Origin of the sequence: Flavobacterium litorale, from assembly GCF_019613795.1 — a bacterium.
GTDB classification, from domain to species: Bacteria; Bacteroidota; Bacteroidia; order Flavobacteriales; family Flavobacteriaceae; genus Flavobacterium; species Flavobacterium litorale.
Genome location: NZ_CP080429.1, coordinates 746,126 through 760,566, shown reverse-complemented (window position 1 = coordinate 760,566; position 14,441 = coordinate 746,126). Strand labels below are relative to the sequence as shown.

The following is a 14,441-nucleotide window of genomic DNA, read 5'->3' as shown; positions in this document are numbered from 1 at the left end:
ACTTACGATGCAGCTTGTGCAAACTTATTGTCGAAAGCGGTTTTGGTAGTAGCATAGTCCGTTTCCAATAATGTTTTCGGCATAGTGGTTTCTTCAAAACCATCGGCAGACGATAATTCGAAAACAATCATATTATCGTTTTCTTTCGAGTTATTGGTCATAGTAAGTAACTCTAGCCCCGATTTTAATCCGAGTACCTCAAAGGCATCCACACTATCCTCGCCTTTCCAAACTTGCTCCACTACAGCAATGTATTTTGCTCCTTTCGATAATTCGTCGGCTTGTTGCTTGTTGGCTGCGCTTGGGTTAAATACCACTCCGCTAAAGGTGTGTTTAAACTTGTCGGGTGCGTTTTCTTTCTTTACCAATTCCCACGCTTTTCCGTTCGATTGTTTTACGCCTTCTAGTATATATCCTGTAGTACCGGGCTTTAACTGTAGGTTGGTTACTAAAATACGGTTAGTACCATCAATAGTAGTAGTCGATACATCAATATCGTCTTTATTAATTAGTACAATGTTTTGTTCTATTCCGCCTATTGGCGCATTGGCGCAGTCAAATAAAATATCTGCGGTTAAGTTTCCTGTACAATCTGGCATTGTTGTTTTGTTTTTTTGAGATTGAAGTATTGTTGTTATTGGTTATTAGGCATTAGCCGAAAGGCATTAGTTTTGGCAATGTAACTGTCATTGCGAGGAGGAACGACGAAGCAATCTCTTTATGACTTTATTGAATTTCGTTTGATAACGATTGGATTGCTGCGCTCCGTTGCACTACGCTTGAAGTGACTTTTGGCTATTGCCTGCTTACTTTTGCCTTATTAGTATGCAGCTACCGTCATGTATGCCTCTAAGTGTTTAGAGTCGATAGTATAAGCAGCATCCATAATATTGGTTTTTTGTACTTTATCGTAAAAAGCATCTAGCTTGGTTAAATCTTCCTCGCTAAGTGTACCTACGGGTATGTTCGATTTTGTGGTAAACACGGCACGGTGGGGTAAGTTCCATTTCGTATCGTCGTTTTGGTACTCTTTAATGTACCTGTCCCAATCGTAGCGCACTTTTACCTCAATACCATCAAAGTATAGTTTTGGGCGTCCTTCTTCTACTACCTCTAAAAAGCCCGAACCTAGGTTTTTGTTTCTTAATGTTGCACGGTAGTTATCGGCAAGGGTACGGGTAGCAAGTATAAAGCTATCTTCAGTAGCTACCAATCGTTCGTCGGCAGCTGTAACCATTTGCTCGAATATGGCAATAGCATCGTCCTCGGCGAGTGCCTGGTTGGCGTAGGAGTTACCTGTGTTTTTGGTAATGGCTACGTAGTTGGCATCGGATGCCGATACTTCGGACATGATTTGTTTAAACAACCCGTCAAACGAGTTAAAGTAACCCAAATCGGTACCGTTTTTAAATACCCCAGCACTATCTATAGTGGCAGCAGCGGTATCGTTAAACCATATTTTACGGTGCATGTTCTCTAACATTGCCGACTCTACTGCGGATATGATTACGCCAAATTCTTCTGAGCCTACGGCATCAAAAAAATCGGGGTTAATGCGCTGCGATTTCCTGAATAGTTTTAGTAGTGCAGGCATATCGTTTTGGCAGTGTTTTAGCCTAAAGTCCTCCAGCACGGGTGTCCAGAATTTTTCGGTAAGGGCAAAACCACCTGCTTCGTTAGGTGTACAGCCTTCGCTTTTTTTACCCAGTAGCCCCAGTCTTTCGGCAAAGGCAATTTGTGTTTTTACATCAATACCCGTTTCTATTTCGTGGTACTCGGCAAGGTCGCTATCGTTAAAAACCCTTTCAAAAATTACCTCGCTTACCGTTTCGGCCTCGCGGGCGTTTAGTGTTAAGTTATCTGCGTTAATTAGCCCCATTACTTTCTGTTTTTATTTTGCAAATATTGCTTCATGCCGGCTAGTTTGTCGTTTTGGCTCGGTTTGCGTGCAGCTACTTTTTTGCCATCAAGGCTGTAGCGGCTGCCTACCTGTCTTTTTAATGCTAGTACCTCGCCTTTAATGGTGTTTAACTGGCGTTTTAGTGCTTTGTTTTCGGCACGCAGGGCTGCGGTTTCTATCATATCGTCGCCTTCTTCAGCTTCAATAATTTCTACAAGCTCGCCCGCCTCAAATACGTAGGTTGCACCATCGGGCATCATGTATTCGCCTTCGGCAGGCATACCTGCTACGGTAGCTGTTGCGCCCAGCTCAATAATACCATCGTCGGGTAATTCAATAAAATCGAGTTCTGCCCCTGTGGCATCTTGCACGATTTTGTTGTAAGCGTTGGTGTGCTTAAATTTTGCCAGCACACGGCTGAACAGACCTTCCATCCAGTGCCTGTCCCTTTCGGTAAGTGTTCCTCTCATAATAGTTTTTGGATTAATGAATGCTTTTGCAGCTATTTTAGTATGCTGCGAAGTAGTAAAGCCTAAGGCTGTGAGTTGTGTGCCCGATAGCCATGTTTCGTTTTTAAGCAGTGGTAATATGGCTTGCTCCTGCACGTGGAGTGCTTTTTTGTAAAAGCCTACCATTTTTGTTTCTATGGCGCGGAGTTGGTCGGCAAACTGTTCAATTTCATCTGCAGTACCCATAGAGCCACCCCATGGGAGGTGTATCATAAACGGGGTGTTTTCGCGTACTACGCGTTTGCTACCTGCCATAAATACTACAGTGGCTATGCTGGCTACTATACCGCTACCTATGGTGGTAATGGGTTTGCCTAACGAGCGTAGGTAATGGTAAATGTCGAAACCCACATCTACCAAGCCACCTTCGGAGTTAATGTGCACGTTAAAGGCGGTTGCCTGGGGTTGTTTTTTTACCTGACCTATTACATCAATAAGTTCGGTACCCGTAACGCCATCAAACGTGCCTATTTGACCGGAGATATAAATGTTTCCTGTCATTCAGTAAGGAATGAGTGAAATATTTGCGGAAGTATTAAGGAAGTATTTTTGGTTACTAGGGAAAAGGCAGTAGCCAACAGTTTTTACAAATACTATTTTGTGCCTTTTGCCTGTTTACTATTAACCATACAAACAGTACTGTTTTTTTGATATTACAAAGTTACAACGCTTAGTAAGGGTTTTGCTGAAGTGGGGTTTTCAGTTTTTTAAACAGTTCGATAATTGTCACTTCGTATTAATGTATTTTTGCTTAATTTTGATTTCTAAAACAATCATTATTAATCTAAAATTGATTTTATGATGAATAAAACTAACATTCAGTTATTGGCTAAAGCAAATAATGCATTTTTAACTGATATTGGAATTTTTGTAAAGTATTATAGGTTAGAACAAAATAAAACTCAAGAACAACTTGCTGAAGAAGCTGGCATTAATAGAGTTACTCTTGGAGAATTAGAAAGAGGAGGACGATCTAAGATACTTACACTTATACAAGTACTAAGAGCTTTAGATAAGTTGGAGGTATTAAATGTTTTTATAGTAGAGCAAAAAATAAGTCCGCTGAAACTTGCTAAAATAGAACGTGAAAGTAGACAGCGTGCGAGCGGTAAAAGAAGTTCTGAATCAAAATCCGATTGGTAATGATATCTACTGCATTTATAAAACTTTGGGGTATAGTAGTTGGTGCTGTGGCTTGGGATTCTTCTAAAGAAATAGCTTCTTTTGAATATACTCCCGAATTTATTAATTCAGGGCTTGATATTTCACCAATTAAAATGCCACTATTGCCTACGATTTATTCTTTTTCGGAGCTACGTCGTTCGAATACATTTAAAGGGTTACCAGGATTACTAGCCGATATTCTTCCAGATAAGTATGGTAATACTTTGATTAATGTATGGCTTAGTAAACAAGGACGCCCTTCTGATAGTCTTAACCCTGTAGAATTGCTTTGTTTTATAGGGGAGCGTGGTATGGGCGGTCTTGAAATTGAACCAGCTACAATTAAATCCAAAGAAGAAGCTCAAAATATAGAGTTGGACGGTTTAATTGATATAGCAAAAAAAATTTTATCAGGGCGTGAAGATTTTAATACTAATTTAAAATCTGACGAGGAAAAAGCACTTTTGGATATTTTAAAAATTGGTACGTCTGCTGGGGGAGCAAGAGCTAAGGCTGTTATTGCATATAATGAGAGTACAGGTGAAATAAGAAGTGGACAGACTAAAGCTCCTGAGGGCTTTTCACATTGGCTTATTAAATTTGATGGGGTTTTTGATAATCAATTTGGTGTCTCAGGAGGTTATGGACGTGTAGAAATAGCTTATTATTATATGGCTCTTGATGTGGGGATTGAAATGATGCCTAGTCGCTTGTTAGAAGAAAATGGTAGAGCACACTTTATGACTCAAAGATTTGATCGTTTAGGTAATGATGAAAAATTACATGTACAAACTTTTTGTGCCTTACGTCATTTTGATTATAACGAGGTAAACCTTTATAGCTATGAACAGCTTTTTGAAACTATGCGGATACTTAGGTTACCATATACAGATGCCGAACAATTATTTTGTAGAATGGTATTTAATGTAGTTGCTCGTAATTGTGATGATCATACTAAAAACTTTTCCTTTATTATGGATAAACAGGGTAAATGGAGGTTATCACCTGCATATGATGTATGCCATGCCTATCGTCCTAATAGTACCTGGGTAAGTCAACATGCTTTGAGTATAAACGGAAAGCGTAAAGATATAGATAGGGAAGATTTTATAGAAGTAGCGAATAAAATGAATATAAAACAACCTCATAGGATTATAGATAGGATAATTGAAGTGGTTAATAACTGGGAGAACTATGCTTTAAAAGTATCTGTTCCTGAAGATATCATAAAATCTATAAAACAAACTTTTGATTTTTAAAAGATAGTTAAACCAATCATTGTAGCTAAAAATAGCTATTAATGATTGATTTAGTTGTCTTTTTGATATGATTATATCCCCTCCATAAAAGCAATAATGTTAAACATGGTACGCTCGGTAATTTTGTATTGTTCGGCTACGCAGCCCGCTGCGTGGGTTTTACGGGGTTTTTTAAAGTTTTTTTGCTGGTATTCCATTTCTTTTAGGTAGGCTTCGTAGTACACTTTCCAGTCCAATATATGCACGGGTATTAGGCTTTTGCCCAGTAGTTTCATAAAATTATCGCCAAGGCTCGTTATGGTTTGGTAGCGGTTCATTTACCATTTGTTTATGGGGCAAATATCGTTACTGCGTATTTTGGCACTTAGGGGGCAACCGCATTGGTTACAATACGCTCCCTCAACTTCTTTTAAAGTATCTTTTACAAAGGCAAGCAATTTGCCTTGCTTGGCGTGAGGGCAAGCTGCACATAGTGCAGCCCGCTCTGTTGCTATGGCTTCGGTTACCTCGCTTTTGCTGAGGTAGTTTTTCCAGCCTGATAGTATCTTACTTACATTCATAACTATTTATTAAAATCTGAAGTAATTAATAAGTATATATTTGACAAATTTTAAATAATAATCAACTAAATATTACTTATTATGAAAACAATTAGCTGTATTTTCATGCTTTTTGCAACACTTTTTGCATTTGCTCAATTTCCTAAAAAAGACCCCTCACTATTGCGGGGTTATAAAGTTAAGGTTGAACCTTTACCCGAATGGCAGTTAGAATATTCATCTGGCTACGAGCACTTTTATGCAGATAAAGATGACCATAGCAAAGCTTATAAAGACAATGGCGACCGCCGAACTCCGCCAGGAACATTTAACGGGCGTACGTTTGCTGTAACGGAAGTGTATAAAGAAGTATCGAGCTACGGTGTAGTTACCCACACGCTACAACTTGAGGGTGATGGCGAAACGATATATTACACTTACAGAGATGGCAATGCGGTATATATAACCCCTATTGATTTTACTTTGCCAAGTGACTATTATTGTGACTATGTAAACGAAGTAGCTAAGGAAAATAAGACAAAAACGTATATGGGTGGAGCTGATTATTTATTTAATTTGATAAAAAGCGACCATAACGGAGAGGATCTTTACGGATTACAATTGTTTGCCAAGAGTAAAGCTAACGAAACGGGTAAAGGGGTAACAATATATTTAGAGAACGGTAAAAAAATTGTAAAGCCCGATCAGGATGTAAAGGCTGAACCAGGGAGGTTTGAAACGGAATATTCTGCAGCAATTGTTTTAAATAAAGAGGATATAGCACTACTAACGCAATATAAAGTTTTAAAATACGAACTTTATAAATATGAACAAGAAGTATATGAAATGACTGCTCCTGTTCTTCAGGGTATAATTAAATGCTTAAAGCAAAAATCTGTAAGAAACTAAAAATCGGCACTTTCTCGTACTTGTACATAGCTCTCGCCTTCGGTAATAATATCCTCTACAGATACTACTGGGGCGGGCATGGTACTGTTGGCTTCGGCTATTTTAGCAGCCAGTTCGTCGGTATTTAACCCTGGTGTTGCAATGGAACGCGATACAATACCGCCATTCTCAAAATAATTGCTTGCCGATGGGCTACTGCCTCCTGCAGGAAAAGCGTTATTGAATGCCATAAAGTGTTGGGCTGCATTACGGTTCATTACCCCAATAAGTTCGCCTTGTTCGGCTTCAAACTGGGTACCATCGGCGCCTGTAAATAGGGTGCCGCCTGTGCTGTGCCTGTTGCCGCCTATATTAAATAAGGCTCCTTTTTCGGCTTTTGGAGGCTTAGTACTTGCAATTTTTTTTACATTTTTAATACCAGTTACTACGGCTGCTCCCGCTGCGACTGCTCCTAGTGCAGGACCTACTACGGGTATTCCTGCCATAGCTTTATAGGCAGCCGTTGCCGATTGGTATGTATCTATAGTGGCTTGTGCAATAGCCATAGCTTTACCCGCTTTACTTTCTTTACCTAGTATGGTTGCTAGGTTGCTGTAAAGACCTTTAGCAAGCTCAAGTTTATTATCGGATTCTGCTTTATCAATTTTTTGCTTATTAGCAGCATGATTTTTTTCTTCCTCTAATAGTAAGGCTTTGTATTGGTCGTCAGAAAGTTTTTCGTTAGCTCTTCTTTCTTCTAATTGTGCAAGCGTTTGTGCATAGCGTTCTTCTTCTATAATTCTTTGCTGCTCGTATTCGGTAGCAGCATTCTCAATTTTTTCTTGTAGCTCTGCTTCTTGTTTTGCTACTTTCTTTGCTTTCTCCTCCTCTTCAAGGGCTTCGTTATTTGTTCTTTGCTGCTCTTGGTACTCGTTCTCTAAAGCCTTTTTCTGTTCCAAATATTCTAAATCAGCATCAGTTAACGCTTGGTTTTTTGCTTTTTTGGCAGCAATTATATCTTCGTTTGTTTTTAGCGCAATGGCAAGTGCTTCAAGGCTTTTGTTTTTTATATTCTCTAGCCGTTCGTTTTCCTGTTTTACGAGTTCTTTGGTTAGCTCCGTATCCTCGTTAATAAGCGTTTGGTTTTTTTGCTTGTAGGCTTCCAGTTCTCTGTTGGCATTGGCTACGGCAGCATCGGCTTGGCTTTTGGCAGTTTCGGCTTTAATTTCGCCCAATCTTATTTCGAGTGCAAGCTCATCGTTTTTCGTTTTTTCTGAGGCTGCAAATTCTGCCTGGGCAATGGCTATTTGTTTTGCTTCTACTTCTTTTAGGTATGCCAATTCTTCTTCAATACTCATCTCTTTTTGGCTTTGCTTTTGCATAAACAATTGCAGCTCTAAATCGAGTTGTTTTGCATAGTCCGATAGCCGTTCTTTCTCCTTTTCTATGCGTTCTTGCCTCGCTTCGTGCTCCGCATCCAAATTTTGCTGCCTAATGGTGTTTGCTTGTTCGGCAGTATTTTTTGTAAGGGCAATTTCTTCGCTACTTAGGCGCATACGCTCCAACTGAGCATCTTTAAGCGCATCTATCTCCTCTTGGGTAAAGCCTTTTACTGCCATTAGTTTTTGGGCGTAGGCTACCCCACTTTCCTGCAATTGTCTTTTTTCTTCATCGGAAAGATACTTCCCTTTGGCTGCATTGGCCACGGCATTGTTGTAGGCAGCATCGGCTAGTTTTTTACGCTCGTTTAGGTTTTGCTTTTCTACTTTGCTTAACTCCTGTAGGGTTTTTAGGCGTTCTTCCTCGCTCAGAGTTTGGTCGTTTACCTTATCGGTAAGTTCGCTAATTTTTTGCTTGGCTTTTTCGTTAGCAATTTCTTGTGCGGTGGTTTGTTTTGTTAGTTCCTCTTGGGCATCTTTAAGGCGTTGGGTTTCGGCAGCGTTTTCTTTTACTTCTTCGGTAAACGTTTTTACGCCCTCGGCAGCATCGTTAAACCCTAAAAAGCGCAACCCGTCCGAAATAAACCCCATGGCAGCTTCGGCAGCTTTACCTGCTAGCTCAAACCCTGCGGCAATACCATCTATTAAAAATTCGCCTAATGGCTCTAGCAACTTCATTAAGCCATCGGTAATAGCCGTAAAAGTGTCGAATATTTTAGTAATTTTTTTGGCAGATGCCGAGCCGCTGTCCATAGCGTTTTTAACTAGTGCAATTACTATGGCTATGGCTGCAATTACGGCACCAATGGGGGTGGCTATAAAGCTGAGGGAGGCTTTGGTCATGCCTACAATACCGCTGGTCATGCCCTGTAGTGCGCTGGATAGTAACGGACCCGTACCGCCAGCTTCTTGCGCACGCGATATGAATCCGCCCAAACCGCCGTTGAGCAGGTTAATTTTATCGAACGATTCGGACACTTGACTTTTATAATCGGTAAAGGTTTTGCCTAGTTTTTTGGATGCCGAGCCACTCCCTGCCGATTTGGTTTCGTTTTCGTCTAGGCTATCGTTAAGGTCATCCAACGCGTCTTTTGCATCTGCTGCTTCGTCCTTTAAATCGTCCATAGCATCGGCAGCATCTTCCAGTTCATCATTAAGGTCGTCTACGCTTTTAGCGGTTTTTGTAATGGCTTTGCCAAGCACTGTGTTGGTTTTGGCTGCTTTTTTTGCCGACTTAGTGGCTGCTTCTTGTTTTTTATTGAGCTTGGTAAGTGCCTCTTGCTGTACTTTGTATATGGCGTTAAGTGTGGCGAGTTGCTCCTCCATACGTTTAAAATCTGCCGATGCGCTAGCTCCCGAAGCTCTTAATTGGTCGAGTGCTTTTTTAAGGCTTGTTATTGCTTGTTCCGATTGTTTTGCGGCATTAACTAGCCCCTCGGTATCGAGGTTGAGCGATGCGAGTGTTATTTTTTGGTTTGCCATGGTTATACTACGGTTAAGGTTAAAATATTGCTTGTTAATGCTTGTGCTGTTGTTTTGCCCGTTGTTTTTTCGGTTAATTGTGCATACAGGGTATATACTCCAGGTGTACCATAGGTTATTTGGTACTGAAAGTTAGATATTGGGTTTACGGCGGTAGCCCCCGTTGCCTGTACCGCGTAATTAAATTTTACCTCGTTGTACTGGCGCGATAGCCATACGGTTACGGGGCTACCCACAGCAATGCTTGCGCTGGTTTTGCCAAAACTAAAATTGATGCGGGGCGGGGTGTTTTTTATTTCTGAAATCATAATAAAAAAGCGTTTGAAGAAATTGCGTACGTATTATCTGTAATCCGAATGTGTGTTGCCGTTGTAAAATCGGTAAGGTTTACGGTTATGCTTCCGTTATAACTGCCCGTATAATCGTCTATATCCACCCAAGTGTACCCATTGTTAGTTACCTCTATTCTAAAAAATACGCCTGTTGCGGGGGTATAGTTGGCATTGTAGGTTAAGGTGTACAGGTTAGCGCCTGCATTTTGAACGTTGGCAATGGTAATTTTCCTGAAGTTGTAAGCATTAGAGGTAACTCCAGAGCTTACATCTACCAACCTAATGTAACCGCCTGTGTAGGTGTTTAAATTTTCTAACAGTATTGGGTTGGTGCCAATGTAGTTTTGCGATATACCAAAATCGGTACTGTTCCAACTGGTGCCGTTTTCGGAGATTTCGAAGTTGAATACATCGGTATAATCGGGGGTATAGCTTAGGGTATAAAATACATTGTAGTCGTTCCCCGACGGTATGGCGTTGCCTATAGTAATTTGCTTTAGCTGATAGGCGTTTGAGGTTACCGATGCTACGTTATCGCGAATGCGTAAATAGCCCGATGCGTAATCTGCCAAGTTGATTGTAGCGGTAGCTTCGCCTATGTTGCCGCTAATACCATTATCAATATCAATCCAGTTGGTACCGTTGGACGATGATTCGAACCTAAACGCTGTGCCACTTTGGGGGATGTAACTCGCCTCATATTCCACATAATAAAAGTCGTTTTCTAACGCAGTAACATTGTTAATGCGTATTTCTTGATAATTGGATAGTAAAGCGGGTGCGTTGCCGTAAATAACCCGTATTAGCTCTACTTTAGTAGGCTTGTTGGGGATGTAGTTGTTTATTTTATTTACGATGAAGTAACCGCCCAACTGCTCAATATAATACAACTGAATGAAATTGAAATTGGCAACATCCGTTTCGGTAAGCCACATTTGGGCATTTACAATTACCGACTGGTTTAAAATACGACTTATGGGGCTGTAAAAATCTTGCAGAATTTCGCCAAAGCTCAATCGCCAAAAACTTTCTCGGTATACCGTTGTTGCCGTGGCGGTTTCGGGTAGCCTGTTGGACATGATGTTGAATGGTGCTGCAAAAGCAAGGTCGGTATGGCTAACGGTGTCCGATCGTAAAAAATAAAAACGCTTGTCTAACGCTTTGTACGTTACCGCACCCTCATCATCAACCTCCTTGTCCCATAACTTGTATTGGTTAAATGCCTCGTTAAGGTAGGTTACCGCACGTTGCTCGGGGCTGTATATTTTAGATTTTATAACGTCACGTTGCGGTTTAATGTTCGCATTATTAATACCAATATAACTGTCGTTATAATCGCTCTCGGTATCGTTGTACTGGTACCTAAAATAGTTTTGTTGGGCGTAGCTTCCGTACACGTATTTCTCGTTATCGGTACTCAGGTATTTTTCACTCCAGTTAGCCGTTGGTGCTATTTGCAACTGCTCATCAAACGTATAAAAATGGTAGTGGTTATTGTTGGTGCTCTTTACCATGGTTAGCCCAAAGCGGTGTACAATTTCTTTTAAAAAATCTTTAATACCAAAGGCGCTAAGGCTATCGGTAAAGCTAATGGTGGTAGCATCCAGTTTGGTTATGGTTACGCTAATTGCTGAACTGCCATTGTTAATAAAAATAGGGTACTGTGCTGTGCTGTCTACCAGCAACGCCAAAGTGTCGTTCGCGTTAAGGTTTACCAACATCGGTTGTAACGCAAAGCTGGTATTGCTTTGCAGGTTACTGCCTAACACGTTGTAGGTATAGGCGGTTACGTTGGCTGCTGCAACGCCCTGCACATTGCGCCCGTAAAATACTCGTAGTGGAACGCTGCCATACAACGAGCCTGCTACAATGTTTCCGCTAACATCTATGCGGTAGGTGCCTGTTTCGGGTATGCGCAGGTGGTATTGCTCATCATCAGCAAATTCGTACTCGTTAATATCGGCGGTATTGCATTTAATGTAGTAGTTGCTGTTGTGCTCGGCAAAATCGTTATCGGTACATTGGTATACAATAGGAGCTTGGTCTTCGGTGCTTATCCCTTTCGGGAAGGTCATCCAAAGGTTTTGGAAATATTCGGTTTGGAATATGGTGCCGTTAAACGTAAGCCCAAATGCAGCTTGTATTTGCTCCCACAGGTAGGCCGCCTTTACGGAGGGTACTAAAAAATCGATGTTTATTTCGCCAATGCCCGTATTGCCTGTATTGCCCCCGTAATCGGCTACAATATAGCGGTAGGGGCTGCTGGTGTTTTGCCAATTTTGGGTAATGGTGGCAATATTCTTTTCGTGGTTTAGTGCGCTAATATCAACATCGGCAAAGGTTTTGTTTTCTATTACCTTTTCTAAATCAATAATACCATCGTACAGTACTACATTAAAGTACTTGCCACCATCGGTAACGGTAGCGTAGCCGTTGTATACAAAACACTCGCCCGATTTGCTATACAAACTGCATTGGTTTTGTTGGTACGGGGCGGTGCTGTTGTTGCCCGTTACAGCTAAAAATTGCAGTAGTTGCAGGTTTTTAGCGGTTTTTGGTAATTTAAAACGGTTGGTGTAGTTGGATTGCCTGTTGCTAAGGCTGTTAAGGTTGTTTATTTGCTTGGTTTGGGCAATGTGTTGATTGGGATCTAAATCTACCAGTTGCCCGTTTACGTATAAAAGTAGTTCTGACAAGGTGCCGTAGTATAATCAAATATTAAGTAGTCCTAAAATTAGAAAGTCATAAGGTCATAAGGTCGAATGTCTTAAAGTCCGTTTGACTTTACAACTTTAAGACCTTAAAGACTTTCCGACTTACAATGTTTGCGTGTACCTTTGGGGTAACTCCAAATCGAAGGTAAGGTTGGTAAGCGGTTGTCTTGGGTTTTTAAGCCTTGCGCTGCTTGTTTTTAGGCTTACCTCTATCCAGTTTTGGTAACTGTTTTGCGAAAAGGGTGTGCCTGTAAACAGGTATACCTTAGGGCTGTCCATAAGGTTCTCTACAATGGCGCGCTCGTCCTCGTTAAGCAGTTCGGCAATAATTCGTATGGTATCTTGGCTCTCCTTGCCTAGGGTAACGCTGCGCCCAAAACTATCTTCCAGGTTGTTGTTATCGCGGGCAATTTCGCCTATGTGTTTTGTACGGCGGTCTAGGCTGTAGGTATTCTCAAACAGCCAATAACTATAGCCTCCTAAGGCGTTATACCATTTTAAATATACGCCACAGGTGTAGGGTATCTTCTCTAATGTAATGTGTTTTTCCTGTGCCGACCCTGCTCGCCCTCCGCCAGAGCGTACCGAAAAAGTAAGTTCGTTAAAGCCTTCGGCAAGGGGCAGTACATCTTCTAACGATACATCCGTGCGCCCATCCGATACAAAAAGCCTATCGCCATAGCCTGCAATATCAAAATCGGTATGCAGCAGGTTGGTGGTGTTGGTTAACCGTACCTCGTTGCCTGTGGTAAAAAACGGAATATCGAATGGGTAACCCTGCCAGTATTTTAGGTAATAGCTGTTGGTTGTATCTTTTTTAAAGGGGGCTTGTACTACTAAATCGTTGAGGGTAAAATTATGATTGTTGCCTGTTTGTTGTACGCCTGCTAACCACGATAGTATGTAGCTTGTAGCCTCTGTAGTATCGTCGTCAAAAGTAATGGTAATGGTAACGTTGCGTTGTGTAAAAATACTGTGGTTGGCGTAGGTGTTGTACACAAAGCTGGTGGGCTGGTTGCCTTGTATGTTTGTTTCCTGCGTGTCGTTAAAATTATCTCGGTTAACCAATGCCGAAATATGGGGTTTAAAATTAAAGTAAAATTGCCCTTGTGGGTTGGGGTACAGGGTAACGTTAATTGCATTAAAAACATCGGTTATGGTACACGATACGGCACTTTGGGCGTTATCGCTGTAAAACCGAATAATGTCGTTGTTGTACGCCATGCGCAGTTTTTGCGTGTTTAGTGGCTGCAAAAAATGTATCATGCCTTGTTTTGTTTTAAATGGTTAATAATGCTGTTGCTAAGCTTGGTTATAAAGGCTTCGCCCACCGTGTTTATAATGCTTTGCATGCGTTGGGGCGTGGCTACTTGGGCTATAATGTTGCTACCGCTTTGCTTGGGTGTCCAGCCTTCGCGCGCAATTTTTCGGGCAATTAAAAAGGCAAGGCTGCTCAGGCTAATGTTGTTTTCGGTTTGTGTGGCTATGCCTTTTGTTTTTATCCATTGCAGTATTGCCTCACTTGGCGGTTGTTTCCCCGCAGGGCGACCATCGGCATAGGCTGCACCCAGTAGGGTAGCACCATTGTTAGTGGCTTTAACCTCTAAGGTTGTACCCCAGTTGCCCGATGCTTTTAGCTCCGATGCCTCGTATGCTGCAATAATATCGGCTTTTAGTGCCTCAAACTCGGTAGCCAATAATGCTGCTACACTACTCATAATTCTGCGGAATTCGGATGGTGTAGCTGCACAACAGCCCATCCATATTGGCATCTAGCGCATCGGTAACATCAATATTATCCCATTGGGTAACTACAGTGCCTAAACAGGCAAGCTGGTTGCCTAAACTGGTAAACACCTCTAGTAATGGGGCTATGTTGGTTACGTATTTAGAGGTAGCTTGTTCGCCTACTTCGGCAAAATAATGCTGATCGAAATCAGATTGTTTTACCAAAAAGAACTTCCCTTCGTATTGGGCAGCCTCAATGGCGGTACCGCTGTTGTTGTATTGGCTTTTGCGGTTGGTAAATTCGTGTAACAGGTAGGTTGTGCCTGCAGTTACTGCCCCATCTAACAGGTTGAGGGCTGCTTTTTTACCGTAGTGGTACTGTAGCCCCTCGGTAGTAGCGAGGTCTTCTAGTATGCGTACAATGTCTTTCATTAAAAGTGTTTGAAGAAAGCTTGGGGTGGTGTGTTTTTGGGTTTAGTGTTATGGG

14 protein-coding genes are annotated in these 14,441 nt (G+C 41.5%); 3 read left to right on the top strand and 11 right to left on the bottom strand.

Features of this window, described 5'->3' with window-relative positions:
* Positions 1 to 2: 2 nt before the first annotated feature.
* The 3 genes from K1I41_RS03355 to K1I41_RS03345 all read right to left on the bottom strand — a co-directional run bounded on the left by K1I41_RS03355 (position 3) and on the right by K1I41_RS03345 (position 2,910).
* The gene (locus tag K1I41_RS03355) at positions 3 to 599 is read right to left on the bottom strand and encodes a hypothetical protein (RefSeq protein WP_220641273.1); all 597 of its coding nucleotides are present in this window, start codon (positions 597 to 599) and stop codon (positions 3 to 5) included.
* Positions 600 to 820: 221 nt separating this feature from the next.
* Positions 821 to 1,879 (bottom strand): TolC family protein, encoded by a 1,059-nt coding sequence (locus K1I41_RS03350; RefSeq protein ID WP_220641272.1) that lies wholly within the window; start codon positions 1,877 to 1,879, stop codon positions 821 to 823.
* Positions 1,879 to 2,910, bottom strand: coding sequence for a Clp protease ClpP (locus tag K1I41_RS03345; protein ID WP_220641271.1), 1,032 nt, complete (start codon positions 2,908 to 2,910; stop codon positions 1,879 to 1,881). The genes K1I41_RS03350 and K1I41_RS03345 overlap by 1 nt, the downstream gene beginning before the upstream one ends.
* 297 nt (positions 2,911 to 3,207) lie before the next feature.
* On the opposite strand from K1I41_RS03345, the gene K1I41_RS03340 reads away from it, so the two are divergent.
* Together K1I41_RS03340 and K1I41_RS03335 are read left to right on the top strand one after the other, a co-directional pair.
* Positions 3,208 to 3,552, top strand: a complete 345-nt coding sequence (locus K1I41_RS03340) for a helix-turn-helix domain-containing protein (protein ID WP_220641270.1) — start codon at positions 3,208 to 3,210, stop codon at positions 3,550 to 3,552.
* Positions 3,552 to 4,832, top strand: a complete 1,281-nt coding sequence (locus K1I41_RS03335; protein WP_220641269.1) for a type II toxin-antitoxin system HipA family toxin — start codon at positions 3,552 to 3,554, stop codon at positions 4,830 to 4,832. Before K1I41_RS03340 ends, K1I41_RS03335 begins: the two co-directional genes overlap by 1 nt.
* A gap of 71 nt (positions 4,833 to 4,903) precedes the next feature.
* Here K1I41_RS03335 and K1I41_RS03330 read toward each other — a convergent pair whose 3' ends face one another.
* Positions 4,904 to 5,149, bottom strand: a complete 246-nt coding sequence (locus tag K1I41_RS03330; RefSeq protein ID WP_220641268.1) for a hypothetical protein — start codon at positions 5,147 to 5,149, stop codon at positions 4,904 to 4,906.
* Positions 5,150 to 5,392 (bottom strand): hypothetical protein, encoded by a 243-nt coding sequence (locus K1I41_RS03325; protein WP_220641267.1) that lies wholly within the window; start codon positions 5,390 to 5,392, stop codon positions 5,150 to 5,152. It abuts the gene before it with no gap.
* Between the two features lie 81 nt (positions 5,393 to 5,473).
* On the opposite strand from K1I41_RS03325, the gene K1I41_RS03320 reads away from it, so the two are divergent.
* Positions 5,474 to 6,280, top strand: a complete 807-nt coding sequence (locus K1I41_RS03320) for a hypothetical protein (RefSeq protein ID WP_220641266.1) — start codon at positions 5,474 to 5,476, stop codon at positions 6,278 to 6,280.
* Here the strand turns inward: K1I41_RS03320 and K1I41_RS03315 are convergent.
* The 6 genes from K1I41_RS03315 to K1I41_RS03290 form a co-directional block, all read right to left on the bottom strand.
* Positions 6,277 to 9,180 (bottom strand): hypothetical protein, encoded by a 2,904-nt coding sequence (locus K1I41_RS03315; RefSeq protein WP_220641265.1) that lies wholly within the window; start codon positions 9,178 to 9,180, stop codon positions 6,277 to 6,279. The two genes, K1I41_RS03320 and K1I41_RS03315, sit on opposite strands and share 4 nt — an antisense overlap.
* Before the next feature lie 2 nt (positions 9,181 to 9,182).
* Positions 9,183 to 9,488, bottom strand: a complete 306-nt coding sequence (locus K1I41_RS03310) for a hypothetical protein (protein ID WP_220641264.1) — start codon at positions 9,486 to 9,488, stop codon at positions 9,183 to 9,185.
* Positions 9,485 to 12,208, bottom strand: a complete 2,724-nt coding sequence (locus tag K1I41_RS03305; RefSeq protein WP_220641263.1) for a hypothetical protein — start codon at positions 12,206 to 12,208, stop codon at positions 9,485 to 9,487. Before K1I41_RS03305 ends, K1I41_RS03310 begins: the two co-directional genes overlap by 4 nt.
* A 120-nt stretch (positions 12,209 to 12,328) precedes the next feature.
* On the bottom strand, positions 12,329 to 13,492 hold the full coding sequence (locus tag K1I41_RS03300) for a hypothetical protein (protein ID WP_220641262.1): 1,164 nt from the start codon (positions 13,490 to 13,492) through the stop codon (positions 12,329 to 12,331).
* On the bottom strand, positions 13,489 to 13,998 hold the full coding sequence (locus K1I41_RS03295) for a hypothetical protein (RefSeq protein WP_220641261.1): 510 nt from the start codon (positions 13,996 to 13,998) through the stop codon (positions 13,489 to 13,491). Before K1I41_RS03295 ends, K1I41_RS03300 begins: the two co-directional genes overlap by 4 nt.
* Complete coding sequence (locus K1I41_RS03290) at positions 13,937 to 14,386, bottom strand: hypothetical protein (RefSeq protein WP_220641260.1); 450 nt, start codon at positions 14,384 to 14,386, stop codon at positions 13,937 to 13,939. Before K1I41_RS03290 ends, K1I41_RS03295 begins: the two co-directional genes overlap by 62 nt.
* Between the last annotated feature and the right edge of the window lie 55 nt (positions 14,387 to 14,441).

Coding starts and splice junctions, on each gene's coding strand:
- K1I41_RS03355 (WP_220641273.1), bottom strand. CDS start 599: ATGCCAGATTGTACAGGAAACTTAACCGCAGATATTTTATTTGACTGC.
- K1I41_RS03350 (WP_220641272.1), bottom strand. CDS start 1,879: ATGGGGCTAATTAACGCAGATAACTTAACACTAAACGCCCGCGAGGCC.
- K1I41_RS03345 (WP_220641271.1), bottom strand. CDS start 2,910: ATGACAGGAAACATTTATATCTCCGGTCAAATAGGCACGTTTGATGGC.
- K1I41_RS03340 (WP_220641270.1), top strand. CDS start 3,208: ATGATGAATAAAACTAACATTCAGTTATTGGCTAAAGCAAATAATGCA.
- K1I41_RS03335 (WP_220641269.1), top strand. CDS start 3,552: ATGATATCTACTGCATTTATAAAACTTTGGGGTATAGTAGTTGGTGCT.
- K1I41_RS03330 (WP_220641268.1), bottom strand. CDS start 5,149: ATGAACCGCTACCAAACCATAACGAGCCTTGGCGATAATTTTATGAAA.
- K1I41_RS03325 (WP_220641267.1), bottom strand. CDS start 5,392: ATGAATGTAAGTAAGATACTATCAGGCTGGAAAAACTACCTCAGCAAA.
- K1I41_RS03320 (WP_220641266.1), top strand. CDS start 5,474: ATGAAAACAATTAGCTGTATTTTCATGCTTTTTGCAACACTTTTTGCA.
- K1I41_RS03315 (WP_220641265.1), bottom strand. CDS start 9,180: ATGGCAAACCAAAAAATAACACTCGCATCGCTCAACCTCGATACCGAG.
- K1I41_RS03310 (WP_220641264.1), bottom strand. CDS start 9,488: ATGATTTCAGAAATAAAAAACACCCCGCCCCGCATCAATTTTAGTTTT.
- K1I41_RS03300 (WP_220641262.1), bottom strand. CDS start 13,492: ATGATACATTTTTTGCAGCCACTAAACACGCAAAAACTGCGCATGGCG.
- K1I41_RS03295 (WP_220641261.1), bottom strand. CDS start 13,998: ATGCCAATATGGATGGGCTGTTGTGCAGCTACACCATCCGAATTCCGC.
- K1I41_RS03290 (WP_220641260.1), bottom strand. CDS start 14,386: ATGAAAGACATTGTACGCATACTAGAAGACCTCGCTACTACCGAGGGG.